Source organism: Pseudomonas sp. GL-R-19, from assembly GCF_019956375.1.
In the GTDB taxonomy this organism is placed as follows: Bacteria; Pseudomonadota; Gammaproteobacteria; order Pseudomonadales; family Pseudomonadaceae; genus Aquipseudomonas.
On sequence record NZ_JAHBDJ010000033.1, the window covers coordinates 88,704 to 114,844 of the forward strand.

Sequence of the window (26,141 nt, forward strand, 5' to 3'; positions counted from 1 at the left end):
TCAACGTCGTTTTCAGAACGCTGGAGGTCGATCCCCGGCAGTGGCCTGAAAGAGCGCACGGGCACGTGGATCGCAGGCATAGGCCACGTTGATACGCTGCCAGTCACTGGCCTCACCCAAGGGGGTGAAGGCGGTCTTCGATGACAGCAGTACACCCAGGCGCCGTGCCTGGGTCCGCACCTGATCGTCGTCGGACATCCGTGATCGTGCCCAGATGAACAGGCCTCCCGCCGGTTTGCCGAAAACCTCCCATTCGGCATCTTCGAGCAGTTGCAACACCGACAGCCGGTCGCTGTTCAAGCGTTGGCGCTGACGCTGCACCAGTTTGCCGTAGGCACCGTTAGCCAACAGGCACGCCAGCACCGACTCGCAAAATCGTGAGGCGCCCATGCCAGAGATCATCTTGACCTCGGCCAGACGCGTAATGACTTCGGAACCGGCCACCACGAAACCGACCCGCAACGAGCTGCTGAGTGTCTTGGAATAGCTGCCCACGTAAATCACGTTGTCGTCCAGCGCAGCCAGTCGCGTACCGGAACCACTGTGCAAATCCGCATAGACGTCGTCTTCGATCACCCGCACACCAAAAGTCCTGGCCAGCTGCAGCACGTGGCGCGCCACCGTCGGTGCAAGGCTGCTGCCGGTCGGGTTGTGGTAGAAGCTATTGATGACCAGCCCTTGAGGCCGGTGTTTGACCAGCAGCGATTCGAGCACGTCCACGTCCGGCCCGCGCGGTGTTCGCGGCACCCCGACCACGTGGATGCCGTGCAGCCTGAGCAGATCGAACAGCACCGGATAACCCGGACTTTCCACGACCACACAGTCACCGACCTTGAACAATGTCCGCACAATCAGGTCGAGCCCCTGACTGGCACCCGTCGTGGTCATGATCCGGTTGTCCTGCCCCCGGATGCCCAGCTGCCTGAGGCGCCTGAGTATCTGTTGCCGCAAGGCAGGCAACCCCAGCGGCGTGCTGTAGTTGAACAGGCTGGCCGTATCGGTACGACTGACTTGCCGAATCGCGTAACTCAGATCGTCGGTCTCGCGCCAGCTTTCAGGCAGCCCGCCACACCCCAGCCTCAACTCACTCGACCAGGCCCCGTATTCGGGCTCCGCCCCGTCGAACCACGCAGGCTCGTGCCTGGCAACCGTAGCCAATGCCGGGTCGGCCACCCTATAGCCGGCCCCATGACCGGACACCAGCATTCCCTGCGTCACCAGGCGTTCGCAGGCCTGCGTGACGCTTACCTGACTGAGCAAGTTGATCCGCGCAATCTGTCGCACCGAAGGCAGGCGCGTACCGGGTGACACCCTGCTGGAACGAAGCCAGCAGGTCAGCGCGTCAACAATTTGCTGTACGACGGGCACCAGCGCCTGTCGGTCGATTCTCAATTCCATGAGCAAGCAAACTCCTGTTGATTTTGCGAGCAGCAGTTAATCACAGGAGTGTTCGAATACATGTGCGACAACGCCGCCAAAACCCATTGCTCTAATCATTTGAAACACATTGCCCGGCCCTTTAGCGGAACCAAAAAACTGTGGGAGCGAGCCTGCTCGCGAAAGCGGTGTGTCAGCCAATATTAATGTCGACTGATACGCCCTCATCGCGAGCAGGCTCGCTCCCACAGGTTGCAACTATTCCTTCAATAGCGATGCATTGCTTCAGAACGCTGTTACACCACCGTCAACGGCCAATGAGTGACCCGTAGTGAACGCCGCGCCATCGCTGCACAGGTACAACACCGCGCTGGCGATCTCTTCGACTTTGCCGATGCGACCGACCGGATGCATGGCGTTGGCGAACTCGCCTTTTTTCGGGTCGGTTTCATAAGCGCGACGGAACATATCCGTGTCGATCACCGCCGGGCATACCGCATTGACCCGGATCTTTTTCTTGGCGTACTCGATGGCCGCCGACTTGGTCAGGCCGATCACCGCATGCTTGGAGGCGGCGTAGATGCTCATTTTCGGCGCGGCCCCAAGGCCAGCCACCGATGCCGTATTGACGATCGCGCCGCCCCCTTGCGCCAGCAGCAGCGGCAATTGGTATTTCATGCACAACCAGACGCCTTTGACGTTGACGCCCATGATCGCGTCGAACTCGTCGAGCGTACCTTCGGCCAGCTTGCCTTTCTCGATTTCGATGCCGGCATTGTTGAAGGCATAGTCGAGGCGACCATAAGTATTGATCACCTCATCCATCAAATTTTTTACATCGTTTTCCAGGGTAACGTTGCAGCGTACGAAGGTCGCTTCGCCACCGGCTGTACGAATCAGCGCCACCGTGCCCTCACCGCCCGCCGTATCCATATCGGCCACCACTACCTTCAGGCCCTCGGCGGCAAATGCCTGGGCGGTCGCACGGCCGATACCGGCCGCCCCGCCTGTCACCACAACCACCTGGCCGGAAAACGTCATGCTCATTGTTATGTCCTCGAAGAGAAGAAAGCGGGGAATCGCGCACGACCAGTCTAGCCATGGAGGTCTTGAACACGGCAGCACTATCAAGGCTCCGGTTGGGCGCCCATGAGTTGCAGTGATGGAACTGCCGTACCAACTATCACTGCACTGGATCAACCTGCATTCGCCGCATCAGCCGAACTTGCGGCATCGTCGCTGACCGGCTATCAACAAAGCTTCATTCATCTTGAGCGCCTGCCATGACCTCCCAGACCAATCGCCAATTCCTGCTCGCCAAACGTCCGGTCGGCGCGGCGACCCGCGAGACATTTACCTACCAGGAAATACCGGTCGGCGAACCGGCGGCGGGTCAGATCCTGGTTCAAAACCAATACCTGTCCCTGGACCCGGCCATGCGTGGCTGGATGAATGAGGGCAAGTCCTACATCCCGCCGGTCGGACTCGGCGAAGTCATGCGCGCCTTGGGTGTAGGCAAAGTCATTGCCTCGAACAACCCGGGGTTCGCGGTCGGGGATTACGTCAATGGCGCCCTGGGTGTGCAGGATTTCTTCCTCGGCGAGCCGCGAGGCTTCTACAAGGTCGATCCGAAACTGGCACCTCTGCCACGTTACTTGTCGGCACTGGGCATGACCGGGATGACGGCGTACTTCGCCCTGCTCGACGTCGGTGCTCCGAAGGCCGGTGACACCGTGGTGCTATCGGGTGCGGCCGGCGCGGTCGGCAGCATCGCCGGGCAGATCGCCAAGATCAAAGGCTGCCGTGTGGTGGGCATCGCCGGCGGCGCGGACAAGTGCAAGTTCCTGATCGATGAACTGGGTTTCGACGGTGCTATCGACTACAAGAGCGAAGACGTCCTCGCCGGTCTCAAGCGCGAGTGCCCAAAAGGTGTCGACGTGTATTTCGATAACGTCGGTGGCGACATTCTCGACGCGGTGTTGAGCCGTCTGAATATGAAGGCGCGGGTGGTGATTTGCGGTGCCATCAGCCAGTACAACAACAAGGAGGCGGTCAAGGGCCCGGCTAATTACCTGTCGCTGCTGGTCAACCGCGCGCGCATGGAAGGTTTCGTAGTGATGGACTACGCCGCCCAATACGCCAGCGCTGCACAGGAAATGGCCGGCTGGATGGCCAAGGGGCAGCTCAAGAGCAAGGAAGACATCATCGAAGGACTGGAGACCTTCCCGGAGACGCTGATGAAATTGTTCAACGGCGAGAATTTCGGGAAGTTGGTGCTGAAGGTTTAACACCAAACCAATGTAGGAGCGAGCCTGCTCGCGATGGCGGTGTATCAGCCAGCATAAAGGTCGACTGATACGCCCTCATCGCGAGCAGGCTCGCTCCTACAGGTTTAGCAGTGTTTAAGCGATTTCGGCCACAACCGAAGCCAACGCCTTGGCCGGATCCGCCGCCTGGCTGATCGGACGACCGATCACCAGATAGTCGGAACCGGCATCCAGCGCCTGGCGTGGCGTCAGAATACGGCGCTGATCGTCCTGGGCGCTGCCCGCCGGGCGAATCCCCGGGGTCACCAGTTGCAGCGACGGATGCGCCGTTTTCAGCGCGTGGGCTTCCAGGGCCGAGCACACCAGGCCGTCCATCCCGGCTTTTTCCGCCAGGGCGGCCAGGCGCAGAACCTGCTCTTGCGGCTCGATGTCCAGACCGATACCCGCCAGATCTTCACGCTCCATACTGGTCAACACGGTCACGCCGATCAGCAGCGGTTTCGGACCGCTGCGCTGATCCAGCACTTCACGGCACGCAGCCATCATGCGTAGACCGCCAGAGCAATGCACGTTGACCATCCACACGCCCATTTCCGCAGCCGCCTTGACGGCCATCGCGGTGGTGTTCGGGATGTCGTGGAACTTGAGGTCCAGGAACACTTCGAAACCCTTGTCGCGCAGAGTGCCGACGATTTCCGAAGCGCAACTGGTGAACAGTTCCTTGCCGACTTTGACCCGGCACAGCTTCGGGTCCAACTGATCGGCCAGCTTCAGTGCGGCGTCACGGGTAGGGAAATCCAGGGCGACGATGATAGGAGTCTGGCAGGCGGACATGAGTGGGCTCTCAGGCAAGTCGAAATCGGCGCGCATTGTAGCGGAACCAGCGCCGCTGCGGGACCCGATGATCGGTAAATCGTCGCGACGGCTCCGGCAAGACTAGCCCTCGAGGCGAATGTGTCGAGCTCGCTACATACACGACACGCCCGCAACACCCGGGCCCGCTACCCTCGGCAACCGCAACATGCACCTGATACCTCAACAGAACCTGTGAGGAGCGGGCTTGCTCCGGGCGGCGTTCCGACCAAGAGGTCCTAGGCAGAATACAAATTTCAGGGCCGGCGATCTTCAGCCCGTGCCTGGGTCTTGCTCCAGTCGATCAACAGACTGTAGGCCACGGCCAGCAACGTCGGGCCAATGAACAGGCCGATGAAGCCAAAGGCAATCAACCCGCCAAACACCCCAAGCAGCACAATGACCAGCGGCAGGTTACCGCCACGGCTGATCAGGTACGGCTTGAGCACGTTGTCGACACCGCTGATGACGAATGTGCCCCAGATGCCGAGGAATATGGCCAGCCCGTACTCGCCTTTCCAGGCCAGCCACGCGGTTGCCGGAATCCATACCAGCGGCGGGCCCATCGGGATCAGGCTAAGCATGAACGTCACGATACCGAGCACCAACGCACCCGGTACGCCGGCAATCAGGAACCCGATCAGCGCCAGGATCGCCTGGGCCGCCGCGGTGCCGATCACACCGTTCACCACCCGCTGTACCGTGCCCGCCACCAGGTCAATGTAGTAGCCGGCCCGTTGACCGATCAGCCGCTCCAGCAACGTGAGGACAAACGCCGCCAGGCGCGGCCCGTCACGATAGAAAAAGAATACGAAGACGATGCTCAGGGTCAGTTCGAGAATACCGCCGCCGATCTGCGCGCTGCGCGCCAGCAACCAGTTACCCACCTGCCCCAGATATGGCTTGAGCGACACCATCATCGCCGCGCCCTGCTCATCGATGCTGTTCCAGATCCCGACCAGCCGCTCGCCCACCAGGGGAATCGAACCCAGCCACACCGGTGCTTCGGGTAGCCCCTCGACCTGCGCATCCTTGATGAATGCCGTGGCATCTCGCACATGATCGGCAAGATTGAAACCCAGCCACACCAGCGGTGCCGCTACCAGCACCATCCACCCCAGCGTCAACAAGGCCGCCGCCAGAGACTCGCGGCCATTGAGCCAACGGGTCAACAAGCGCATCAGCGGCCAGCTGGCAAATGCCAGGACCGCGCCCCAGAACATCGCCGACCAGAACGGCGCCATCACCCAGAAACTCGCGCCGAACAACGCCACGAGCAGGATCTGCACCAACAGGCGATCGTTATTGATCATCAAAAATCTCGAAAAAGTCAGTCAGCAAAAGAGTAGGCGAACGCAGCGTGCACGCTCGCCCGGTACAGCCTAGCGCAATAGCTCGATGTGCAGGCCAGAGCCTTCGGCACTGCCGGTTTCCATCCGCGCGGCACGCACGCCCTGGCCAATCAGGGCCTGACGCCAGGCTTCGGCGTTCGCTCCGGAAATACTGACCCGCAAAGTGGTGTCCAGATTCAGTCCGCGAGAAATCAGGCGTAGCCAGGTCTCGTCAGGTGCGCTATTCAACGTGGCAAAATCGAGCTCACCGGTGCTCTTGAGTTCACGCAGCAAGGTCGCGGAGGTCGGCAATAACTCGCCCAGCGGTGCCGAAGCTTCGAACTGTTCGACATGCAGGTAGGCTTTGCGATTACCGCGAGTGATGCTGTACAGCGCGACGAGCGTGTTGTCCCGCGGAGCGGCCAGTCGCAGCAGTAGATAGGCTTGTTGATCGTCGGCGCCGTACAGCTTGGCGTTGCCGAAGACTTGATTGGCCCAGAGGCTGCTTTCGCCGCAATCGCGCGCCTGGCACCAAAAGAGCAACCCGGCGCCCTGCTGTTGCAAAGCCTCGCGGGCAGCGGTGAACGCCTCGATGGATGAATGCTCCGATGGCAACTCGTAGGTCACCGAAGTGACGTTGCCGCGGGCACTGACCTGACCGTCGAAACGTAACTGGCCACTGATTTTACGAATCGAACCCAACGGGTAGATCCGCTCCAGTTCGGCGGCGGGGCGATAATCGACGATCCGGGCGTCGGCCATGCGCGGCACTATCGGCAGGTCCTGACTGCCCGGAACATCGGCGGCGAACAACAAGGGACTGAAACTGCACAGCACCAGCAAACTGAATGAACGCATGGATAGACTCATCGGATCAGCATGGCCTGGGCGCCCTTGATGACACTGGCTTCATCGGCGCGTTGCGGTACCTGCAGACCACGCTGCACCGCCGGCCGGGCCTCCAGGGTCGCCATCCAGCGCTGCAACGCCGTCAAGCCCTCCACCGAGACGCCCGACCACTCGTAGCCGCGCACCCAGGGAAAGGTGGCGATGTCGGCAATGCTGTACTGATCGGCGAGGAACTCCACGCTTTGCAACCGCGTGTCGAGCACTTCGTAGAGGCGGCGGGTTTCATGTTGATAGCGGTCGATGGCGCCCTGGAGTTTCTCCGGAAAGTAGCGGAAGAACACATTGGCCTGACCCTGCATCGGGCCGATGCCCCCCATCTGGAACATCAGCCACTGCAATACCAGCGAACGTCCCTTCGGGTCGCTCGGCATCAGTTTGCCGGTCTGTTCAGCGAGGTAAATCAGGATGGCGCCGGATTCGAACACGGCGAAATCGCCGTTGGCGCGATCGACAATCGCCGGAATCCGGCCATTGGGGTTGATCTTGAGGAAGTCCGCGGACTTCTGTTCCTTCTTGTCGAAACTCAGGGCATGCACCGTGTAGGGCAGGCCGAGTTCTTCGAGCACGATAGAAACCTTGTGGCCATTCGGGGTCGCAGCGGTGTAGAGATCTATCATGGTTGTCTCCCATTTCAACCCGCCAAGCCTCGACAGTTGCCCGGCGCAAGTCAAGGAATGGCGAAGAACCGATTGAAACAGTCTGCGACAAGCTCGGCACCGGACTCGTCATTCAGGTGCAAATGGTGGCCGCCTGGCAGCTGTTCCCGGCTAAAGGGTAGACGCTCCAGCAGTTCCGGGTGTTTGGCGAGCATGCCGTCAGCAGCGACCACCAGTGTTGCAGGACATTTGATCCGCTGGACGAAGGCCATTGCCTGTTCGGTGGTCAGACGCAGTGGCGATGGCAGTGTGAGGCGATTGTCGGTGCGCCAGGTGTAACCGCCCGGCACCGGCATCAGACCACGCTGAGCCAGCAGTTCAGCAGCCTCGCGGCTGACCGCCACCAGGCCCTTCATGCGCGCTTCGATGGCTCGGTCGAGGGTGTCGTAGACCGGTTTGCGCTTTTCCCGCAGATCCAGTTGCGCTTGCAGGGCCATGCCCATTCGCTCGGCAGCGTTTTCACCTTTGTCTGTAGGAGGAATGATGCCGTCGATCAACGCCAGATGGGTGACCCGCTCGGGCATCGACCCGGCGATGATCAGCGAAGCAATGGCGCCCATCGAATGCCCCATCAGCGCAAATTTGCGCAGTCCAAGCTGTTCGGCGACCTGCAGCACATCGTGGGCGTAGTCCCACATGGCGTAACCGGCTCCCGGCGGCCGATGCCCGGAATGACCGTGACCGGCCATGTCCAGGGCGATGATGCGCAGGCCTTTGAGTTTGGGCGCCAGACGGGCAAAGCTGTTGGCGTTGTCCAGCCAGCCATGCAAGGCAATGACCGGCAAACCATCTTCAGGACCAAACAGGTGCGCCGCCAGTTCGATGTGCGGCAGGCTCAGGCGGACCTCTTCGACGATGTGGTTCATGCGCAATCCTGTTGTCGACGGCCGTCCCAGCGGTAGAACAGGCCTTTGAGCATTTCAGCGGTATCAAGGGGACGTTCGAGCGGAAACATGTGGCCGCCGGGCATGGTCAACGATTCGCCCAGCGGCAGGCGGTCGACTTTACTTGCGTGATGGCGCATCACCACGCGGCTGTTGTGCCCGCGAACCACCGCCAGCGGCACTTGCAACTGCCGGGTGCTGCCCGGGCTGGTGTGCGGCACGCCGCGATAGATGCTGATTTCCGTGGCCGGATCGAACCGCAGGCGCAGCTTGTCATCGACCTGGTGCAAGCCATGCTGCAGGTAGGCATCGAAGCATTCCGGGTCGAAGCTGCGAAACAGGGTTTTACCGGCGAAGTACTTGCGCGCGCTTTCGAGGTCGGCGAATTCCTCACGACGACCAAGAGTCCGCCCGGCCGGCGTCAAGCGGTCGATGAAACCGAAACGTTTGGCCGCCCGGATGACCCATCGATCGGTTCGGGTCAGCACCGGCGAGTCGAGCATCACCACCCCGCGATACAACTCAGGGCAGCGCAAGGCCGCATGCAGGTGCAACACGCCACCGAAGGAGTGGCCGACGCCCCACACGGGCTCGGCCTGTTGTTGCAGGTGATGGATCAGCTCATCCACCAGGTTGTACCAGTTGTCGTCCGCCGGGAAACGCGGGTCGTGGGCGTGCTGCTCCAGATGCGTCACCTGAAACTCGGGTGCCAGCGCCGCAAACAACTTGCCGTAGGTCCCCGAAGGAAAACCATTGGCGTGGGCGAAAAAGATCTGTTGCGACATACCTGCAAATCCATGAGCGAGAACAGGCATTGATTGTCCGCAAGACCGCGTCCGGCAGCAATGACCGTAACTGCCAGGAATGATGACAGACCTGCCGTGGCTATGACGCCACTGCGGGCGGCACCTGTTATTTCTGACAGTTGACTGCCACCCGGCATCCAGCGGATAAGAAGGGCTGTCCCGCCAAATCATGGGCAAACTCACGATGACCCATGCCAATACTCCGGCCATCCAGGTATTTGACCCGCGCGGGTTGAGCGTGCGCGGTGTGACGTATCACCGGCGCGAGCGCGCGTCGGTACCGGAGCCTTGCATCACCCGACAGGAATATGACAGCGCCGGTCGCGCTGTGCTGATTCGTGATCCACGCCTGTTCCGTTTGCATCAAGACGGTCAGACGGCAGCCAATCAGCAAAACGTCTTCAGTTTGTCGGGCGCTGTCGTGCTTTCGCTGAACAGCGACGCCGGCTGGCGCCTGGGGTTGCTCGGCGCGCACGGGCAAAGTGTTGAGGGCTGGGATCAGAAGCTAAGCCAGGGCCGCGTGGACTATGACCGTCAGTGCCGTCCGATCGCTACGTTCGAGCGCGCATGGCAAGGATCGGAACGCTGTATCGCACGATTCACCTATGCCGATACCGACGCCGATGCCGGCCGAAACCTGCGCGGCCGGTTGACTCGGCACGACGACACCGCCGGCACCCTGCGCTTCACCGAGTTCAGCCTGAACGCTACGCCGCTGCAGCATGGCCGCACCTTCATCGCCGATCCGCAATGGCTGGTGGACTGGCCCGAGTCGGAGCCTGAGCGCGACGCCTTGCTGGAGAACGGACCAGCCATCACTCGCCTTCACTGCAATGCCGCCAGTGAGACCATCAGCCAGACCGATGCATTGGGCAACCGGCAGACCTTCATTCATACCTGCGCAGGCGAACTGCGCGAAACTCGCTTGAACCTTGCCGGACAGGCCGATGTAACGGCGCTGGTCCGGGACATCCAGTACAACGCCTTCGGCCAGATCGAACAACAACGCGCGGGAAACGGCGTTGTTTCATGTGCGACTTATCGGCCCGACGACGGTCGACTGGAACACCTGAAAGCCTATGTCCCAGGGCAGCCGGCGTTGCAAGACCTCACCTACGAATACGACGCTGTGGGCAATGTCACCTGCATCACCGACGCCTCTGAAGCGACTCACTTCCACCGCAACCAGCGCATCGAGCCAGTCAGTCGCTACCGCTACGACAGCCTCTACCGCCTGATCGAGGCCAGTGGCCGGCAATGGCGCAACGCGCCGGGCGGACCACAGCTACCGGAGTTCCAGTCCACCGCCGACCCCGGACAACTGGAAAACTACACGCGTTTCTACACCTACGATGAAGCCGGCAACCTGACGGTCATGCAGCATCAGGCCGACAGCGCCAGCCGTACCGAACGCACAGCTGTCGCCCGGTTCAGTAATCGCAGCCTCCCCGAGAAGCCCGATGGCGAGCTGCCCGACGAACAGGAAATTACCGTCGGTCATGACCTCAACGGCAACCGTATCGGGCTTCAACCGGGGCAAACCCTGCAATGGGATCTGCGCAACCAACTGCGGCAGGTCGACCAGGTAGTGCGTGAAGATGAACCGGACGATTGCGAGTTTTATGTGTACGACGGCAGTGGCCTGCGTCAGCGAAAAATCCGTCAGGCCTACACCGGCACATTGATCCGTACCCACGAAACCCGATATTTGCCAGGTGTGGAAGTCCGCACTACTGCCGAAGAGACCTTGCATGTCGTGACGATCAAGGCCGGACGCAGCACGGTGCAAATCCTGCACTGGCAGACTGAACCGCCAGCCGGCATTCCCCAGAACCAGCATCGCTACAGTTTTACCGATCATTTGGGTTCCAGCGCCCTCGAGCTGGACGAAGCGGCCTTGCTCATCTCCCGGGAAAGTTACTACCCCTACGGCGGAACCTGCTGGTGGGCCGGTCGCAACAAACTCGAAGCCGGCTACAAGACGCTGCGTTATTGCGGTCAGGAACGGGATGCCACCGGGTTGTATTACTATGGGTTGCGCTACTACGTACCCTGGTGCCAACGCTGGCTCAACGCAGACCCGGCGGGAGTTGCTGATGGGTTGAATCTGTATGCGATGGTGCATGGCAATCCGGTTGGCCACGTGGATTTCCAGGGGCTGATCACCCTGGGAGAAGTGTTCAGCGCAGCCGCCGCGACGGTTGGCCGTGACGGTGTGAGTGCCCTGGCTGGTGGCGCTCTGCGGTACTTTGCGGGACAAGGACTGACACAATGGGCAAGCACACCCACGGATGATCCGGACATCCAGATGATTGACCCCGGCGTCAATCTGGCGCTGAGCGTAACAGGTGCTGCGGTCGGGGCATTGGCGGGCGGATCCATGGGGATGGGCGCGGGAAGCAATATCGTTTCCCGATACAGCGAAAACCGCGCGGCGCAGTGGATCGGCGCGGCCATGGGTGGACTGGTGGGCGCGGCAGCAGGTGCCGCTGCCCCGCTCTATGCCTATCTGAGCAATCCTGAAGGGTTAAATGAAGTGGCCATCAGCCTCATCAGCAGCGTGGCCGGCAATCTGACAAGGGAAACAGGGCAACGCATCAGCTCAGAACTGGGCCCCAGGCTTACGCTCGCGCCCTCAGGTGTCGCGACGGCCATGCGCACAGGCGTCTATGGAGGATTGCTGTTCGCCGGCGGCGTGATTCGCGAAGAGCTTCCACCCCTGGCAGATGTCGCCATCTATGCTGCCGTCGAAGGTCTGGATGGCGCATCCATTGTCATGATCAATGCCTGGCGCGGAGGCACCTTCACCCGGGGCACGAATGCATTAAGCAGACCGAATGCCATGGAAGTGCTGTATGGCTGGGCTACGCGCACGGCCGGGTCAGGCTTGACCGCCTCGCTGACACTCCTGTCCACCCCGCTGACCAATGCCATTGCAAACCCCAATCTGCGGACGGGGGTCATTGGTGCAATGGCTACTCCCACCGAAGCCCGAACCTATTTGGGGCAACATGTGCAGCGCGGCACCGCCGAGTTGTTCAAATATGACGATGCGGACTTCACCCTGGACCACTTCACCCAAGCAAACAGGGAGTGGACGGGGCACCCGGACATGCCCGTTGGCAACAGCATTGAAATGACAACGTTCCGTCGCCATGCATCGAGTACCCCTTAACGCGCCGGCGGATTCTCACCCAACGGCACCACCGCCATGGTCAGCCGCGACACACAACTGGCCATGGAGCCGACCGACTCGGCCAACACCACCGAGGCACCGCCGTGCAGCAAGCCGTAAGGCTGGCGAGTGCGATGGTCAATGACCATGCTGGCCGTCAGGGACTCATCGTCAAAGGCCTCGAAACGGATGTCCAGCACTTCACCGATGGTGTTTTTCTGGAGAGCGTTCAACTGTTCGATGTCGGGAGTGGTGCGCCACAGGCTCATCGCAGGGTGTCCTTGTTGGTTTCGTTCGTGGATCAATCCTGCCACAGCACCGCTTCGCTGCGCTCGCTCCATTCTTCAAAGCGCTCACCGTAAGCCGCTTCGATCACATTGCGCTTGATCTTCAGGGTGGGCTGGCTGCCAGAATTCATCCTGGCGCGGTGGAGCTCGGCGCGGCTCTAGGGCTCCTTGTTGGAATTCAGCCGGCTATCTGGAGTGCCAACGACGAAGTAGCCGATACTAAAGAGATCGAGCTCAACCAAGTCGCTATCAATCGAATCGGTATGGCGGCTGGGTCAGTTGCCCGGGAACTCTCGCAACAAATACTCAGAGGGCATGGATCAAACTTCCCTTGGGGCAGCGTCAATGTACCGCAACGGATGCCGACCATCGGTAGGACAGCTCTTGCCTATTCCGCACTGACCGGACTCAACGGTGCGCTCAGTCAATTCGTGCCGGAATCCATGCGTAGCTGGATCAGTCCGATGATGGATTGGAATAACTATCCATAAAACCCTTTAAGACAAAGGGTTATAGCAGCATTCTGTTCCGTTCGTACCAGCTCTGTACCACCAAGCTCTCTCAATCCACCTTTTCGCTATGGCTAACTGCGTCTGCATCAGGCAGATAACGGCCATTAGCGACAACCACTACACACAAGCGACAACTCTGACTCGATCAATTGACGCAATTCGACTGACAACCCTCAGCCCTATAGAGTACGGCTATATCGAAACAAGCAAACCACTTCAATTCGCGTTTAATATTGCAAAAAATTGGATAGTTTCAGCCACATGGAGCGATTTGAAATAAACCCTCGATTAATGGGTGAGCATCGCACACTTACTTATATTATTGATTTCTATCGATAATACATCAGATCGAGTGAGGGCTGGCCTCTGCGGCAGTTTCCTCAGCAGCCAACCACACAACCCAAAAACCCCACAAATTAACGCTAGACGGCTTTACTTTTGGCCAAATGAATCTATGGTAAATACGTAAATGGCTGATTGTTTACGAAGCAACGAAGTCACCAGTTAAGTGGCGCATGAAAGTATAGAGCATGCATTGTCGTACAAGAAGGCTCAGGTAGCAAAGGTGGGCAGCATGAAAAAAAAACAACAAGGACTTGCCGCTATCGAACTCTCGCTCGTGCTGCCAGTTCTTCTTCTAATCATATTTGTAATTACAGAACTTAGTATTGCCCTCTATAACAAAGCCATAATAACAAATGCCAGCCGAGAAGCAGCAAGAGCTGGCATAGTATTAAAATCGCCAAAACTCACCACCGCTCAAATTCAGAGTGTTGCCAATAATTATCTAGGTTCTCACTTGATAACATTTGGTTCTTCCGTCACCCCGGTGGTAAGTGTTCCACAAGGGGCTGGAGGACTTTTTGGAACACCACTCACTGTCCAGGTTTCATACCAATACTCCACTATGATTCTTGGCGGCATCCTCCACGTAGTCAATAACCCCATGAACTTGTCGGCGACAACAGTGATGCTAAATGAGTGACTTCAATTTAGGATGCTCACCATGTGCACAGCGATTGAAACTAAAAGCATTACCACACGCCAATATAGCCAAAGAAAAATAGCAGGCCATATTGAGATTAAGAGAAACCAGCAAGGCGCAGTGTTGATTTTGTTTGTCCTTGCACTGCCCATACTATTGGGTTTTTCAGCATTGGCTGTAGATTATGCTTATGCTTACGTCGTGCGTAACGAACTTCAAAACGCCGCTGACGCCACGGCACTTGCAGGTACGGGGTGTCTATACCCACGCATTGAATGTGGAAACTCAACTAGCAGCGCACCAGATTTCGCCACAGCATCTAGTCGCGCAAATACGGCGCTTGCACTAAATAAAACCGAAAACGCCACGATAACCAACGGTAGTATCGTAACCGGTTACTGGAATGTTACAAACCCTTCAAGTGGCATGCAAGCCTTACCGGCTGCATCACATTTTCCAGCTGTGCAAGTGACTATCAAAAAAGATACAGGCCTAAACGGTGGACCTGTAAATACTTTTTTTGCCCGCATTTTTGGTATTGACACCGTACCTATTACCTCCACTGCTACTGCGATAATATCAAGCCCCGGAACCGTTGCGCAGGGGCTTCTCCCCATCGCAGTGACTAAATGTATGTACGATAATTTTTGGAGTTCAAGCTCAAATCAACCGAAAAATGACCCTGCCACGGGAAAGCCCTATGTATTTAAAATTGGATCAGCCTATCATTACGGACCATGCGGATCTGGACAGTGGACATCATTTGCTCAAGACACTAATAACGTTCCAACAATAAGAGATCTTATTACTCAAGGAAACCCAATACCACTCAGTATCGGGACTAATACCTGGATTCAGCCGGGCACTCAAAATACAGTTTTCAGCACGGTAAATGACTGCAGTGCGGCAGGGAACAAAAGTTGCGAGTATGTTACGATTCCGATCGTTGTAGATGCATCCAGTCATTCGTCTGTTCCCATTGTGGCTTTTGCTTGTCTCCACGTTGACTTAGCGGTTGGAGGATCGGAAAAATACATTCAAGTTGAAATGAGTACAAAGTGCCCTCCTCTTAACTCAAGTGGCATTGGCCCGGTGTATGGCGCCATTACACCACCACGACTTGTTCAGTAATGCAAAAACGATAGCCATCATTGGTACCGCCTATGGCGGTATTGTTGTACTGCTGTTCAAGCTTTCTATTTTTCGAACATCTGAATGGTTAGACTTACCGGGTTTCTATCTTTACCGAAAAAGGATCGCTCATGAGTACCGTGACGCTTCCGGGAGTCGACTGAATCGCCCACATTTCTGTAGAAACCTTGAGCGGCCGCTTTTGGTCGAGGCTGTGTAAAAACGATTTGGATTGACGCTTTGCCTGAGATCACGCGGAAAATCGCACTTCTGGGTAAAATTCAGGTTTGCTGAGTTGCGGGGCTTCGCCTGATTCCACGTAGGAACGCAGACTTCGAAACCACGAGCCCGTTTTACACACTCTGGGTCGAAAACGGTCTATCGAGAAGCTTCATATTGGCAATCGTCAGGCTTGCTGGAGCCCAGTTTGAGTTCACACTTCATCCTCCGACGAAGAACTCTGCTTCCGCCATATGCTAAGGAATTCGGCCGTAGCCTTTCTGGCTTTTTTGGCTTGATTTGGGTAGCGGCCCGTCAAAAGTCGGCAGGCCAAAGCAAAAAGCATTCCAACAATCCAAAAGAACAACCCGATACCGACAATCCACCAGGCAAAGATGGCATTCGTCAGTGACTCAGTAATCGGGAACCAGACTACTCCAAGGAATGTACCTATTTGAAGCAATGATCCAAGCCAGTCCCAAGCAGTCCTTACCAACCCACAGAGGTCAGACAGCCGATTGCTCAAGCGATCGTTACTAAAGCGCTCGGATGAGAACTCTATTACCCGAGAAGTGAGCTTTTCATCGGTTAGGTCCTCTACAGCCACACCTGGTTTTATTGCGAGATCCTCCAACTCGGCTTTGTCGCTCTTATCTATCTCCCATGGTGGAGGGGATAGATAGATTCATCGGCACATGGCTACGAGGCCTTCATCCGGGAGCCAGGCACAGTGCAGGCTCCCTCTCGCTACAGACACCGCCGCCGCTCGATACCCTATATTGGTCGGCCGGCAGGGTGACCGGGTCTGTGTACAGCTACGGTGCGGCGAGGGCCGTTGAAGCCATCACCCAACTGGCAACCGCACTACCCAACTCCGAGCGAGGGGCGCTGGCAATCATCCTGAGCGGTGGCGCAAGCGGCATTCTTACTGCGGCTACCGAATATCGAGGCGCGATCATGCAGGCCGCTCGGGATGGGTATCGTCAACTTAACCCACAAGTTGCGAACAGCATGAGTGCAGATGTTCAGACGACAGAAGCCATATTTCCCGACAGAACTATCACCCGGCGCCACAGCGTCCACGACATTTGAATCTGCCAGCAGGGAGAGTCGTCAACGTTATGAACTGCTCGGCAGTGTTTCCCCCAACGGCACCACCGCCATGGTCAGCCGCGACACGCAACTGGCCTTGCCCTCATCGCTGGTCAGCCGAATGTCCCAGACATGCGTCGTGCGGCCGATGTGGATCGGCTTGGCCACCGCCGTCACCCGCCCGCTGCGCAGGCCGCGCAAATGGTTGGCGTTGATTTCCAGGCCCACGCAATAGAACTTGCTGGTATCGATGCACAGGTAACTGGCCATGGAGCCGACCGACTCGGCCAACACCACCGAGGCACCGCCGTGCAGCAAGCCGTAAGGCTGGTGAGTGCGATGGTCAATGACCATGCTGGCCGTCAGGGACTCATCGTCAAAGGCCTCGAAACGGATGTCCAGCACTTCACCGATGGTGTTTTTCTGGAGAGCGTTCAACTGCTCGATGTCGGGAGTGGTGCGCCACAGGCTCATCGCAGGGTTTCCTTGTTGGTTCTGTTCGTGGATCAATCCTGCCACAGCACCGCTTCGCTGCGCTCGCTCCATTCTTCAAAGCGCTCACCGTAAGCCGCTTCGATCACATTGCGCTTGATCTTCAGGGTCGGGGTGAGAAAACCGTTTTCCACGGCCCAACTGTCCTTGACCACCACCAGGCGCCGCAGCCGTTCATGTTTGTCGAGGGCCGCATTGACCTCTTCCAGCAGTTTTTCCAGGCTGGAATGCAAGCCGGCGCGCGCGGCCCCGCCGGCATCCTGCCGGCCGACCGCCGACAATACGCACAAGCCCAACGGCGCACCCAAGCCATCGCCCACCACGCAGACCTGTTCGATACGCGAGTGCACGGCCAGACGATTTTCAATCGGCGCCGGGGCCACGTATTTGCCTTTGCTGGTCTTGAAGATTTCCTTCAGGCGCCCGGTCAGGCGCAGATTGCCTTCGGCGTCCTCCTCGCCCTTGTCGCCGGTGCGCAGGAAGCCGTCCCCGGTAATGGTATCGGCGGTTTTTTCCGGTTCCTTGTAATAGCCGAGCATGGTCGCGCCACTGCGCACCATGACCTCCCCTGTCTCGGCGATCCGCACTTGGACTTCCGGGCACGGCTTGCCGATCCAGCCCGGTTTGTTCTGGCCCGGCATGCCGATGTGCGAATAGCCGCAGCTTTCAGTCATGCCGTAGACCTCCAGCACATCCAGTCCCAGTTTGCGATACCACTGCAACAAGGTCTGCGGCACCGGTGCAGCACCGGACAGCGCAATGCGCAACGCATCCAGTCCCAACCCGGCGAGAACTTTATGCCCGACCCGCTTGCCGATGATCGGCAGGCCGAGCAAGAAATCGAGACGTTTGGCCGGGATCTTGCTGTACACGCCCATCTGGAATTTGGTCCAGATGCGCGGCACGCCAAACAGTGCGGTCGGGCGCGCACGTTGCAGGTCGGTGAGAAAGGTGTCCAGGCTCTCGGCGAAAAATACCGTTTGGCCGGTGTAGATCGATGCCAGTTCGACGAACATCCGTTCGGCAACGTGGCACAGCGGCAAATAGGACAGCAGTCGGTCCGACTCGTTGAGGCCGAACAACGCAGTGCCACGAGTGGTGGCGAACCCCAGGGTGCCAAAACTGTGCATCACGCCTTTGGGCATGCCAGTGGTGCCGGAGGTGTAAATGATGGTCGCCAGTTGATCGGCGGCAGGTTTGGGATCGTCCTGGATCGGCGAGCTGCGTTGCAGGTCGGCCCAACTGAAATCGAACGTACCAGGTGGATGTAGCGGCAGACTGATGGTCGGCAGATCGGGGCTGACGCCACGGGACATGCCTGGCCAGTCGTCGAGCTTGCCGATGAACGCCAGCAGCGCTTGCGAGTGTTCGAGCACTTGGGCAACGGTCTCGGCGGTGAGGTTGGGGTACAACGGCACCGACACATGCCCGGCCATCCAGATCGCCAGGTCGGCAATGATCCAGTGCGCACAGTTTTTCGAGATCAGGGCGATATGGCTGCCCTGCGGCAGGTCCCGCGCGCGCAACCAATGGGCCGCGCAACGGGCCTGATGAGCGACGTCCGCCCAGGTCAATGTTTCGACCTGTCCACCTGCGACAGGCTGGACCAGAAAGCGCTGGCGGGGATGACGGGCCTCACGCTCGTAGAAAACGTCCAGCGGCAAACGAAAAGCAGCAGACATGACTCGCTCCTGTTTTTTTTGGTCTGGAGCAAGCGTAGTCAACCAAGCAAGTGCTTGGTTGATTATTTAACAGAAAAACAAAATCAAAAGATCGCAGCCTGCGGCAGCTCCTACATGGAAATGGCGTGCATCTTGTAGGAGCTGCCGCAGGCTGCGATCTTTGCTTTTATGGGTGCTTGATGCTGTCGAGCTTCATCGACCCGATCAGCAACTCGTCGCCATTGAGTTCGGCCAATCCGGCGGTGCTGACTTTTTCCGGCGGATACCCGGCGCCATGTTGCAGGTAACTCAATAAATGTCCCACCAGCGGGTTGTGGCTGACCAAAAGGACGTTGCTCACCGACACCAGTTGCTCGGCCACCTTGTCCGGCTCCGTGTCCGGTGTCAGCCACTCGACGGTGCGGATTTCCGGCTCGAATCCCAGTGTTTCGCGCACCAGTTGCGCTGTTTGCTGCGCTCGCAGGTACGGACTGGCGTAGATCGCCGTCAGCGGCTGCCCCATCAGCTCTGCGGTGATTTTCAATACTTCCTTACGACCGTTATCCGTCAGTTCCCGCTCCGAATCGTGGAGTCGGGCACCGTGCGGCACGGCTTCACCATGACGCATTACCCAGAGTTTCATAGCTTGGGTTCCTCATCTCGAGCCGAATGCGGTGCCGGTGCCACGACATGCGGCGCTTCACCTTCCGGCGTACGCGGCGTCGGCCAATCGGCGAACGGCCAAGGCTTCTGGTCGCTGTGAAAGCTGCCGAAACGACCGATCTGCGCCAGAAACTGGCTCAGGCTGTCGCCGAAATTCATCAGACTGGCGTTCGGGGCGCCATAGATCAAACGATAGATCAACTGCACCAGCACGACGGCACCGAGGATGAACTGCGCCACTTGCCACACCAGCACGAAGACCACCATCCACAACACACGCAGCAGGATGGACTCGTATTTGGCTTCTACTTTTGGATCGTTCATGCGCAACTCCCTGCTTTTCTGGCAAGCGTGATTATTTGAAATCACTGGTGGAAATAAAATCGACGTCGGTTTTCGGCTCTCCACGCATCAGCAGACCGATGACCTGCTCCAGCGTGCGCCCCTCGAACAGGATCGCGTGCAGCCCGGCGACCAGCGGCATGTACACGCCAACCTCCTGGGCCTTGGCCTTGAGCACTTTAAGGGTGTTGACCCCTTCGGCGACTTCGCCCAGGCGCGTTACAGCCTCGTCCAGGCTCAGGCCCTGGCCGAGGGCGAAGCCGACCTGATAGTTGCGGCTCTTGGGCGATGAACAGGTCACGATCAGATCGCCTACGCCCGCAAGCCCCAGGAAGGTCATCGGGTTGGCGCCCTGATTCACCGCAAAGCGGGTCATTTCCGCCAATGCCCGGGTGATCAGCATGCTCTTGGTATTTTCCCCCATGCCCAGTGCCACCGCCATGCCGGCTATGATCGCGTAAACGTTTTTCAACGCCCCGCCCAGCTCCACACCGAAACGGTCGGCGCTGGCGTAAACACGAAAGGTGCGGCCGTGCAGCGCGGCCTGAACCTGCTGGCAGAGTTCTTCGTCTTCACTGGCGACCACCGTGGCGGTCAGTGCATGTTCGGCGATTTCACGGGCCAGGTTGGGTCCGGACAGGACGCCGATGCGTGCCTGCGGGGCGATCTCTTCGAGGATCTCGCTCATCAGTTTGAATGTATGGGCTTCGATACCTTTGGTCAGGCTCACCAGTAATTTACCGGTCAACCGTTCGGCGTGCGGCACCAGCACCGAGCGCAGCGCGCTGGAGGGCAATGCGACAAAACACAGGTCACAGGCGTCCAGGGTGGCTTGCAGGTCGGTGACCGGCGTGACGCTGGGCAGAATCTTGATGCCTTTGAGGTAACGCGGGTTTTCGCGATTGACCCGCATGGCCTCGGCCTGTTCGGGGTCACGCATCCACTGAAGGACCTGAAGCCCATTTTCGGCCAGCAGATTAGCCACGGCGGTTCCAAAACTTCCGCCTCCCAGGACCGCAATCGGGCGCTGTTCAGTCATATGCAATCCGTTAATCCATACCAGTGGCGATGTCGGCATTATACGGGGCAGCCCATCGGCGGCCAGCCCCGACATCAAATACCGGCAGCGGTGGGAAGAAGACCAATAAAACCGAGGAAAATGCGGGCATCGTGAATGGAAAAGTCATCCAGCTCGGTTAACATGCGCGCGATCAATCACTGACTGGGATGTGTTGTGTCTCCGGGTGCTCCTTCTCCGCGTTCGCCCCTGGTACTGGCGCTGATTTTCAGCTCGCCGGAGCTGGAGCTTTAATATGTCGTATTGCCCAGCCTGGAAAACGCCGTCCCTGCGCCGGCTGCTGGCCGTGCTTTGTCTATTGTTCGGCAGCTTGTTGGGTAGCCTGCCGGGTAACGCGGCCGACATTTTGCTCACGGGTGCCGAAGACAGCCCCGATGTGCGGACGTTTACCCAGGCCCTGAGCGAGTTGCGACCGAACGATAACGTACGCTTCCAGACACTGGCGAGTTTGCCGACTCCTGACAAGCTGCCGGAAAACATCCGCTTGATACTGCTCGACCTGCCCAGCCTCGACTGGCGCCTGCAGGACACCCGGGGCCCGGCGACACTGGTGTTGCGCATCAGCCGCCTGCAAGCCCGACGACGCTTGAACAACACGCTGCCTGCACACCTTTCCCTGCTATGGAGCGATCCACCACTGGACCGCCAGTTGCGCTTGACCCGCACCCTGTTGCCCGAAGCCAAACGCATCGGCGTGCTCTACGACAACCACAGTGAATTTCTGTTGAATGAGCTACGTAATGCCGCCCTCCCCTTGGGTCTGGAGGTGGTCACCCAGCGCTGGGACAACATTCACGACAGTCGTCCGTTACAGGCCCTGCTGAATAATAGCGACGTGTTGCTGGGCCTGGACGATGCCGACCTGTACAACCCGCAAACCGCAAAGAACCTGCTGTTGAGCAGCTACTCACGGCAAATGGCGCTGATCGGACCCAACGCAGGTTTCGTCAAGGCCGCAAGCCTGGCCAGCACCTACAGCGATCAGAGCGACTGGCTGGCGGCCCTCGACGAATTGCTCGACCGGCCACCGGCCACCTGGCCGCGCACGCACTATCCCCATCGATTCAAGGTCGCGAGCAATCCGCAGGTGGCGCGTTCATTGGGTATCGAACAGATAAACGACGCGTCGGTCGCCACGTTGCTGGCTGAAGGAGAACGCCGCCCATGAACTTGCGCCGTCGCTGGGACATCAGCACCCGCACCCAACTCATCAGCCTCGGCCCAGCACTGCTGCTGACCTTGCTGCTGATCAGCTTCTTCACGTTCGTGCGTATCCAGGACCTGCGTCAGGAAATCACCCACACCGGCCAGTTGATCGCCAATCAACTGGCCCCGGCCACCGAATACGGGGTGATCTCGGGCAACATCGAAGTGCTCGAGACCTTGCTCAAGGCGACGCTGGCCACGCCCAACGTGAGCTTTCTGGAAATCCAGGACAGCGCCAACCGGGTTCTGGTGTACGTCGAACAACCGAGCGAACACTACAATCGCGCGCAACAGCTCGAAGTGTTCCAGGCACCGATACGGCTCCAGCGAATCGCGTTGCACAATGATTTTTTCCAGAGCAGCAAATCCGCCAGCGCGGCCCCCTCCGAAGACTATCTCGGCCGGGTGATCGTCGGACTGTCCAACGATGCCTTCAGCCAACGCCAGCAGGAAATCGTGCTCAAGGCCGCCATTCTGGCGCTGTTTGCCCTGCTATTTACCTTCTTCGTGGCCCGGCGTCTGGCGGGCAGCCTGTCGCAACCAATCCGTGATATCGGCAATGCGGTCAAGGCGATCCAGGACGGCGACTACAAAACACCGCTGCCCATTGTCGACGACACCGAGCTGGGGGCGCTGTCGCAACACATCAACAACCTCGCCAGCGGTCTCGAGCAGGCCAGCCGCGAACAGCATCAGGCCATGGCGCAGTTGATCCAGACCCGCGAAGAAGCGGAAAAGGCCAACAACGCCAAATCCGACTTCCTCGCCATGATGAGCCATGAACTGCGCACACCGATGAATGGCGTACTGGGCATGCTGCAGTTGCTGGAAACCACCGACATGACCGAGGAGCAGGTGGAATACGCGGCGCTGGCTTCGGAGTCTACCGAGCACTTGCTCAAGGTCATCAACGACATTCTGGATTTCTCGCGGATCGAACGTTCAGAGCTGGAACTGGAGCACATTGCGTTCAATCTCGTCGAACTGATCGGCAGTTGCGCCCAGTCGTTCCAGCACAGCGCCGCGCAACGCGGCCTCGACCTGCAACTGATGATCCCCGATGACATGCATGGCTTGCAGGTCAAGGGCGACCCGACGCGTATCCGGCAGATACTGGTCAACCTGATCGGCAATGCGCTGAAGTTCACCGAGCAGGGCCGCATCACCATCGAGGCGCAGTGGCAGTCGCTGGACCACGAGTTGCTGTGGTTCACCTGCACCGTGCGCGACAGCGGCATCGGCATCCCGACGCAAAGCCTGGAATTGATGTTCAACGCTTTCCAGCAGGCCGACAGCACCATTTCAAGACGCTACGGCGGCACCGGGCTGGGCCTGCCGATTGCCCGTACGCTCGCCGAACGCATGGGCGGCACCTTGCGCGCGCAGAGTGAGGAAGGCCGCGGTTCGGTGTTCACCCTGGAAATTCCCCTGGCACTGCACCAGCAGACGCAGACGCTGTTGCCCCCCCGCGCGCAAAACGGCGACAGCGGCGGCGAAGGACGCAATGTGCTGTTGGTCGAAGACAACCCGGTCAACCAGACGGTCATCGAAGCCATGTTGCGCAGCCTGGGCTTCAAGGTCAGTCTCGCGGTCGACGGCGCGCAGGCGGTTCGCAGCGCCGAGAGCCTGATTTTCGAAGCGATCCTGATGGATTGCCGCTTGCCGGTCATCGATGGCTATGAAGCCACCCGACAGATCCGCCAATTACCCGGTTGCACCGACCTGCCGATCATCGCGCTGACTGCCAACGCCCTGCAGGGTGACCGCGAAGCCTGTTTGTCGGCGGGGATGAACGATTACCTGGCCAAGCCGTTCAAACGCACTGATCTGCAGCAAATTCTGCAGCGATGGGTGCAGTAGTACAGGCCTTTCGAGCATCTGCGACTGGCGTGAAAGGCGAAAGTGCGGCAGTCTTAAGCCCCCGAACAGGCCCGAAAAGGGGCTTGAATAATAATTTCAGTGCACAAGTGTACTTTCATGTCCTTGGTGCTGTGACTTTCACCACAACGCAATAGTCTATGAGTAGGCTGCCGGTTCGAGGCATGAACGCTTCGATCGGCCGGGAAGATTTGCCCCACCTGCCGCATGGGACTATTGAGGAGCTCGCATGACCAAACAAAACGCCTTTACCCGGGAAGACCTGCTGCGCTGCAGTCGCGGTGAGCTGTTCGGCCCAGGTAACGCGCAACTGCCCGCCCCGAACATGCTGATGGTTGATCGCATCACCCTGATCAGCGAAGAAGGTGGCAAGTACGGCAAAGGTGAATTGGTCGCCGAGCTGGATATCAATCCGGACCTGTGGTTCTTCGCCTGTCACTTCGAAGGCGATCCGGTGATGCCGGGCTGCCTGGGCCTCGACGCCATGTGGCAACTGGTCGGTTTCTTCCTGGGCTGGCAAGGCTTGCCGGGCCGTGGCCGTGCGCTGGGTTCGGGCGAAGTGAAATTCTTCGGCCAGGTTCTGCCGACCGCCAAAAAAGTCACCTATAACATTCATATCAAGCGCGTCCTCAAGGGTAAACTGAACCTGGCCATTGCCGACGGTTCGGTCACTGTCGACGGTCGCGAAATCTACACCGCCGAAGGCCTCCGGGTCGGCGTGTTCACCTCCACTGACAACTTCTAAGGGTTATTCGCATGCGCCGCGTCGTTATCACTGGTCTGGGCATCGTTTCTTGCCTGGGCAATGACAAAGAGACCGTCTCCGCTAACCTGCGTGCAAGCCGCCCTGGCATCCGGTTCAACCCGGAATATGCCGAAATGGGTCTGCGTAGCCAGGTTTCCGGCTCCATTGACCTCAACCTTGAAGAACTGATCGATCGCAAGATCTATCGCTTCGTCGGCCACGCGGCAGGTTATGCCTACCTGGCCATGAAAGACGCCATCACCGACTCCGGCCTGACCGAAGAGCAGGTTTCCAACGTGCGTACCGGCCTGATCGCCGGCTCCGGTGGCGCGTCGACCCTGAACCAGATGGAAGCCCTGGACATCCTGCGCGAGAAAGGCGTCAAGCGCGTCGGCCCGTACCGCGTCACGCGGACCATGGGCAGCACCGTTTCCGCCTGCCTGGCCACGCCGTTCAAGATCAAGGGTGTGAACTACTCGATCTCCTCCGCTTGCGCCACCAGTGCTCACTGCATCGGTAACGCCATGGAACAGATCCAGCTGGGCAAGCAGGACATCGTTTTCGCCGGCGGCGGTGAAGAAGAACACTGGAGCCAATCGTTCCTGTTCGACGCCATGGGCGCCCTGTCCACCCAGTACAACGAAACCCCGGAAAAAGCTTCCCGTGCCTACGACGCCAAGCGTGACGGTTTCGTCATTGCCGGCGGTGGCGGCATGGTCGTGGTTGAAGAGCTGGAACACGCTCTGGCCCGCGGCGCGAAGATCTACGCGGAAATCGTCGGCTACGGCGCGACCTCCGACGGCTACGACATGGTTGCCCCGAGCGGCGAAGGCGCGATCCGCTGCATGCAGCAGGCGCTGTCCACCGTCGATACCCCGATCGACTACCTGAACACCCACGGCACCTCGACCCCGGTCGGCGACGTCGCGGAAATGAAAGGCGTGCGTGAAGTGTTCGGCGACAAGGCTCCGGCCATCAGCTCCACCAAGAGCCTGTCGGGTCACTCCCTGGGCGCCGCCGGTGTTCACGAAGCGATCTACTGCCTGCTGATGATGGAAGGCAACTTCATTGCCGGCTCCGCCAACATCGACGAGCTGGACCCTGAAGTGGCCGACCTGCCGGTGCTGACCAAGACCCGCGAAAACGCCACCATCAACACCGTGATGAGCAACAGCTTCGGTTTCGGTGGCACCAACGCCACCCTGGTACTGAAGCGCTGGGCAGGCAAGTAACTCCCCCGCTGCCAAGCCGCACATGAAAACGCCCCGACTGGTTCGGGGCGTTTTTTTTGCCTTGAGAAAAACCTCAAGACATACACAAATCCACTGTAGGAGTGAGCCTGCTCGCGATAGAGGTATTCCAGTCGACATCACTGGTAACTGACCCACCGCTATCGCGAGCAGGCTCACTCCTACAAGGGTCTGCGGTACGTTCTGGAGATGAAGCTTTTGTCATGAAACCAACCACCCTGCGACCGAATGTCGCGTGTTTGGCGGGCTGCAGGACTGTTTCCGTTTTTGCAAAAAACCCTTACCAAACTCAGTCGTTTACTTAGCAAGCTACCAAACTCTATAACAAAGGCCTGCACATGCC

Annotated in this window: 23 protein-coding genes and 1 pseudogene; 10 read left to right on the top strand and 14 right to left on the bottom strand. The window is 58.8% G+C overall.

Annotation, left to right across the window (positions count from 1 at the left end; genetic code table 11):
- Positions 1-12 precede the first annotated feature (12 nt).
- Both KGA83_RS17725 and KGA83_RS17730 read right to left on the bottom strand, forming a co-directional pair.
- Positions 13-1,398 carry a PLP-dependent aminotransferase family protein gene (locus tag KGA83_RS17725; protein ID WP_223530370.1) on the bottom strand — a complete coding sequence of 462 codons (1,386 nt, stop codon included), beginning with the start codon at positions 1,396-1,398 and terminating at the stop codon, positions 13-15.
- 264 nt (positions 1,399-1,662) lie between these two features.
- Entirely contained in the window at positions 1,663-2,424 is a 762-nt protein-coding gene (locus tag KGA83_RS17730; RefSeq protein WP_223530371.1) for an SDR family oxidoreductase, read from the bottom strand.
- Positions 2,425-2,660: 236 nt separating this feature from the next.
- Between KGA83_RS17730 and KGA83_RS17735 the strand changes: the two genes are divergently transcribed.
- Complete coding sequence (locus tag KGA83_RS17735) at positions 2,661-3,665, top strand: NADP-dependent oxidoreductase (protein ID WP_108215308.1); 1,005 nt, start codon at positions 2,661-2,663, stop codon at positions 3,663-3,665.
- 114 nt (positions 3,666-3,779) lie between these two features.
- Here the strand turns inward: KGA83_RS17735 and pyrF are convergent, their stop codons facing one another.
- The 6 genes from pyrF to KGA83_RS17765 all read right to left on the bottom strand — a co-directional run bounded on the left by pyrF (position 3,780) and on the right by KGA83_RS17765 (position 9,061).
- Positions 3,780-4,478: an orotidine-5'-phosphate decarboxylase gene (pyrF, locus tag KGA83_RS17740; RefSeq protein WP_178086777.1), complete on the bottom strand. Its 699-nt coding sequence runs from the start codon at positions 4,476-4,478 to the stop codon at positions 3,780-3,782.
- A 275-nt stretch (positions 4,479-4,753) separates the two neighbouring features.
- A complete protein-coding gene (locus tag KGA83_RS17745; protein WP_223530373.1) occupies positions 4,754-5,809 on the bottom strand; it encodes an AI-2E family transporter in 1,056 nt (351 codons plus the stop codon).
- A 69-nt stretch (positions 5,810-5,878) separates the two neighbouring features.
- A complete protein-coding gene (locus KGA83_RS17750) occupies positions 5,879-6,685 on the bottom strand; it encodes a DUF4892 domain-containing protein (RefSeq protein WP_223530374.1) in 807 nt (268 codons plus the stop codon).
- A gap of 8 nt (positions 6,686-6,693) precedes the next feature.
- Entirely contained in the window at positions 6,694-7,353 is a 660-nt protein-coding gene (locus KGA83_RS17755; protein ID WP_108215304.1) for a glutathione S-transferase family protein, read from the bottom strand.
- A gap of 50 nt (positions 7,354-7,403) precedes the next feature.
- A complete protein-coding gene (locus tag KGA83_RS17760) occupies positions 7,404-8,258 on the bottom strand; it encodes an alpha/beta hydrolase (RefSeq protein WP_223530375.1) in 855 nt (284 codons plus the stop codon).
- Positions 8,255-9,061, bottom strand: coding sequence for an alpha/beta fold hydrolase (locus KGA83_RS17765; protein ID WP_223530376.1), 807 nt, complete (start codon positions 9,059-9,061; stop codon positions 8,255-8,257). The genes KGA83_RS17760 and KGA83_RS17765 overlap by 4 nt, the downstream gene beginning before the upstream one ends.
- A 205-nt stretch (positions 9,062-9,266) precedes the next feature.
- Here KGA83_RS17765 and KGA83_RS17770 point away from each other — a divergent pair, with 205 nt between their 5' ends.
- Positions 9,267-12,257 (top strand): RHS repeat-associated core domain-containing protein, encoded by a 2,991-nt coding sequence (locus tag KGA83_RS17770; RefSeq protein WP_223530473.1) that lies wholly within the window; start codon positions 9,267-9,269, stop codon positions 12,255-12,257.
- Between the two features lie 56 nt (positions 12,258-12,313).
- On the opposite strand, the pseudogene KGA83_RS17775 reads toward KGA83_RS17770, so the two are convergent.
- Positions 12,314-12,526, bottom strand: a pseudogene (locus KGA83_RS17775) (hotdog fold thioesterase); the annotation flags it as partial.
- Positions 12,527-13,630: 1,104 nt separating this feature from the next.
- On the opposite strand from KGA83_RS17775, the gene KGA83_RS17780 reads away from it, so the two are divergent.
- From KGA83_RS17780 to KGA83_RS17795, 4 genes are all read left to right on the top strand, one after another.
- Positions 13,631-14,041 carry a TadE/TadG family type IV pilus assembly protein gene (locus KGA83_RS17780; protein WP_223530377.1) on the top strand — a complete coding sequence of 137 codons (411 nt, stop codon included), beginning with the start codon at positions 13,631-13,633 and terminating at the stop codon, positions 14,039-14,041.
- 21 nt (positions 14,042-14,062) lie between these two features.
- Positions 14,063-15,172: a TadE/TadG family type IV pilus assembly protein gene (locus KGA83_RS17785; protein WP_223530378.1), complete on the top strand. Its 1,110-nt coding sequence runs from the start codon at positions 14,063-14,065 to the stop codon at positions 15,170-15,172.
- 427 nt (positions 15,173-15,599) lie between these two features.
- The gene (locus KGA83_RS17790) at positions 15,600-15,803 is read left to right on the top strand and encodes a hypothetical protein (RefSeq protein ID WP_223530379.1); all 204 of its coding nucleotides are present in this window, start codon (positions 15,600-15,602) and stop codon (positions 15,801-15,803) included.
- Positions 15,804-16,198: 395 nt separating this feature from the next.
- Positions 16,199-16,483, top strand: coding sequence for a hypothetical protein (locus KGA83_RS17795; RefSeq protein ID WP_223530381.1), 285 nt, complete (start codon positions 16,199-16,201; stop codon positions 16,481-16,483).
- Between the two features lie 27 nt (positions 16,484-16,510).
- On the opposite strand, the gene KGA83_RS17800 is transcribed toward KGA83_RS17795, so the two are convergent.
- From KGA83_RS17800 to KGA83_RS17820, 5 genes are all read right to left on the bottom strand, one after another.
- Positions 16,511-16,957, bottom strand: coding sequence for a hotdog fold thioesterase (locus KGA83_RS17800; protein ID WP_223530382.1), 447 nt, complete (start codon positions 16,955-16,957; stop codon positions 16,511-16,513).
- A gap of 32 nt (positions 16,958-16,989) precedes the next feature.
- Positions 16,990-18,657 carry an AMP-binding protein gene (locus KGA83_RS17805; RefSeq protein WP_223530383.1) on the bottom strand — a complete coding sequence of 556 codons (1,668 nt, stop codon included), beginning with the start codon at positions 18,655-18,657 and terminating at the stop codon, positions 16,990-16,992.
- A gap of 166 nt (positions 18,658-18,823) precedes the next feature.
- Entirely contained in the window at positions 18,824-19,279 is a 456-nt protein-coding gene (gene sixA / locus KGA83_RS17810) for a phosphohistidine phosphatase SixA (RefSeq protein ID WP_108215299.1), read from the bottom strand.
- Complete coding sequence (locus KGA83_RS17815) at positions 19,276-19,623, bottom strand: DUF4389 domain-containing protein (RefSeq protein WP_108215298.1); 348 nt, start codon at positions 19,621-19,623, stop codon at positions 19,276-19,278. The genes sixA and KGA83_RS17815 overlap by 4 nt, the downstream gene beginning before the upstream one ends.
- Before the next feature lie 31 nt (positions 19,624-19,654).
- Positions 19,655-20,680, bottom strand: a complete 1,026-nt coding sequence (locus tag KGA83_RS17820) for an NAD(P)H-dependent glycerol-3-phosphate dehydrogenase (protein WP_108215297.1) — start codon at positions 20,678-20,680, stop codon at positions 19,655-19,657.
- A gap of 274 nt (positions 20,681-20,954) precedes the next feature.
- On the opposite strand from KGA83_RS17820, the gene KGA83_RS17825 reads away from it, so the two are divergent.
- The 4 genes from KGA83_RS17825 (at position 20,955) to fabB (ending at position 25,780) form a co-directional block, all read left to right on the top strand.
- Entirely contained in the window at positions 20,955-21,887 is a 933-nt protein-coding gene (locus tag KGA83_RS17825) for an ABC transporter substrate-binding protein (protein WP_223530384.1), read from the top strand.
- Positions 21,884-23,785 carry an ATP-binding protein gene (locus tag KGA83_RS17830; protein ID WP_108215295.1) on the top strand — a complete coding sequence of 634 codons (1,902 nt, stop codon included), beginning with the start codon at positions 21,884-21,886 and terminating at the stop codon, positions 23,783-23,785. Before KGA83_RS17825 ends, KGA83_RS17830 begins: the two co-directional genes overlap by 4 nt.
- A 247-nt stretch (positions 23,786-24,032) precedes the next feature.
- Complete coding sequence (gene fabA, locus KGA83_RS17835; protein ID WP_003227150.1) at positions 24,033-24,548, top strand: 3-hydroxyacyl-[acyl-carrier-protein] dehydratase FabA; 516 nt, start codon at positions 24,033-24,035, stop codon at positions 24,546-24,548.
- Positions 24,549-24,559: 11 nt separating this feature from the next.
- Positions 24,560-25,780 (top strand): beta-ketoacyl-ACP synthase I, encoded by a 1,221-nt coding sequence (gene fabB / locus KGA83_RS17840; RefSeq protein ID WP_108215294.1) that lies wholly within the window; start codon positions 24,560-24,562, stop codon positions 25,778-25,780.
- Positions 25,781-26,141 lie beyond the last annotated feature (361 nt).

Excerpts from the sequence above, each read along its gene's own strand:
- KGA83_RS17830 (WP_108215295.1), top strand. The coding sequence starts at position 21,884 with ATGAACTTGCGCCGTCGCTGGGACATCAGCACCCGCACCCAACTCATC.
- KGA83_RS17735 (WP_108215308.1), top strand. The coding sequence starts at position 2,661 with ATGACCTCCCAGACCAATCGCCAATTCCTGCTCGCCAAACGTCCGGTC.
- fabB (WP_108215294.1), top strand. The coding sequence starts at position 24,560 with ATGCGCCGCGTCGTTATCACTGGTCTGGGCATCGTTTCTTGCCTGGGC.
- pyrF (WP_178086777.1), bottom strand. The coding sequence starts at position 4,478 with ATGTCCGCCTGCCAGACTCCTATCATCGTCGCCCTGGATTTCCCTACC.
- sixA (WP_108215299.1), bottom strand. The coding sequence starts at position 19,279 with ATGAAACTCTGGGTAATGCGTCATGGTGAAGCCGTGCCGCACGGTGCC.
- KGA83_RS17755 (WP_108215304.1), bottom strand. The coding sequence starts at position 7,353 with ATGATAGATCTCTACACCGCTGCGACCCCGAATGGCCACAAGGTTTCT.
- KGA83_RS17725 (WP_223530370.1), bottom strand. The coding sequence starts at position 1,398 with ATGGAATTGAGAATCGACCGACAGGCGCTGGTGCCCGTCGTACAGCAA.
- KGA83_RS17760 (WP_223530375.1), bottom strand. The coding sequence starts at position 8,258 with ATGAACCACATCGTCGAAGAGGTCCGCCTGAGCCTGCCGCACATCGAA.
- KGA83_RS17745 (WP_223530373.1), bottom strand. The coding sequence starts at position 5,809 with ATGATCAATAACGATCGCCTGTTGGTGCAGATCCTGCTCGTGGCGTTG.
- KGA83_RS17785 (WP_223530378.1), top strand. The coding sequence starts at position 14,063 with ATGTGCACAGCGATTGAAACTAAAAGCATTACCACACGCCAATATAGC.
- KGA83_RS17820 (WP_108215297.1), bottom strand. The coding sequence starts at position 20,680 with ATGACTGAACAGCGCCCGATTGCGGTCCTGGGAGGCGGAAGTTTTGGA.
- KGA83_RS17815 (WP_108215298.1), bottom strand. The coding sequence starts at position 19,623 with ATGAACGATCCAAAAGTAGAAGCCAAATACGAGTCCATCCTGCTGCGT.
- KGA83_RS17765 (WP_223530376.1), bottom strand. The coding sequence starts at position 9,061 with ATGTCGCAACAGATCTTTTTCGCCCACGCCAATGGTTTTCCTTCGGGG.
- KGA83_RS17750 (WP_223530374.1), bottom strand. The coding sequence starts at position 6,685 with ATGCGTTCATTCAGTTTGCTGGTGCTGTGCAGTTTCAGTCCCTTGTTG.
- KGA83_RS17800 (WP_223530382.1), bottom strand. The coding sequence starts at position 16,957 with ATGAGCCTGTGGCGCACCACTCCCGACATCGAGCAGTTGAACGCTCTC.
- KGA83_RS17805 (WP_223530383.1), bottom strand. The coding sequence starts at position 18,657 with ATGTCTGCTGCTTTTCGTTTGCCGCTGGACGTTTTCTACGAGCGTGAG.
- fabA (WP_003227150.1), top strand. The coding sequence starts at position 24,033 with ATGACCAAACAAAACGCCTTTACCCGGGAAGACCTGCTGCGCTGCAGT.
- KGA83_RS17770 (WP_223530473.1), top strand. The coding sequence starts at position 9,267 with ATGACCCATGCCAATACTCCGGCCATCCAGGTATTTGACCCGCGCGGG.
- KGA83_RS17780 (WP_223530377.1), top strand. The coding sequence starts at position 13,631 with ATGAAAAAAAAACAACAAGGACTTGCCGCTATCGAACTCTCGCTCGTG.
- KGA83_RS17730 (WP_223530371.1), bottom strand. The coding sequence starts at position 2,424 with ATGAGCATGACGTTTTCCGGCCAGGTGGTTGTGGTGACAGGCGGGGCG.
- KGA83_RS17825 (WP_223530384.1), top strand. The coding sequence starts at position 20,955 with ATGTCGTATTGCCCAGCCTGGAAAACGCCGTCCCTGCGCCGGCTGCTG.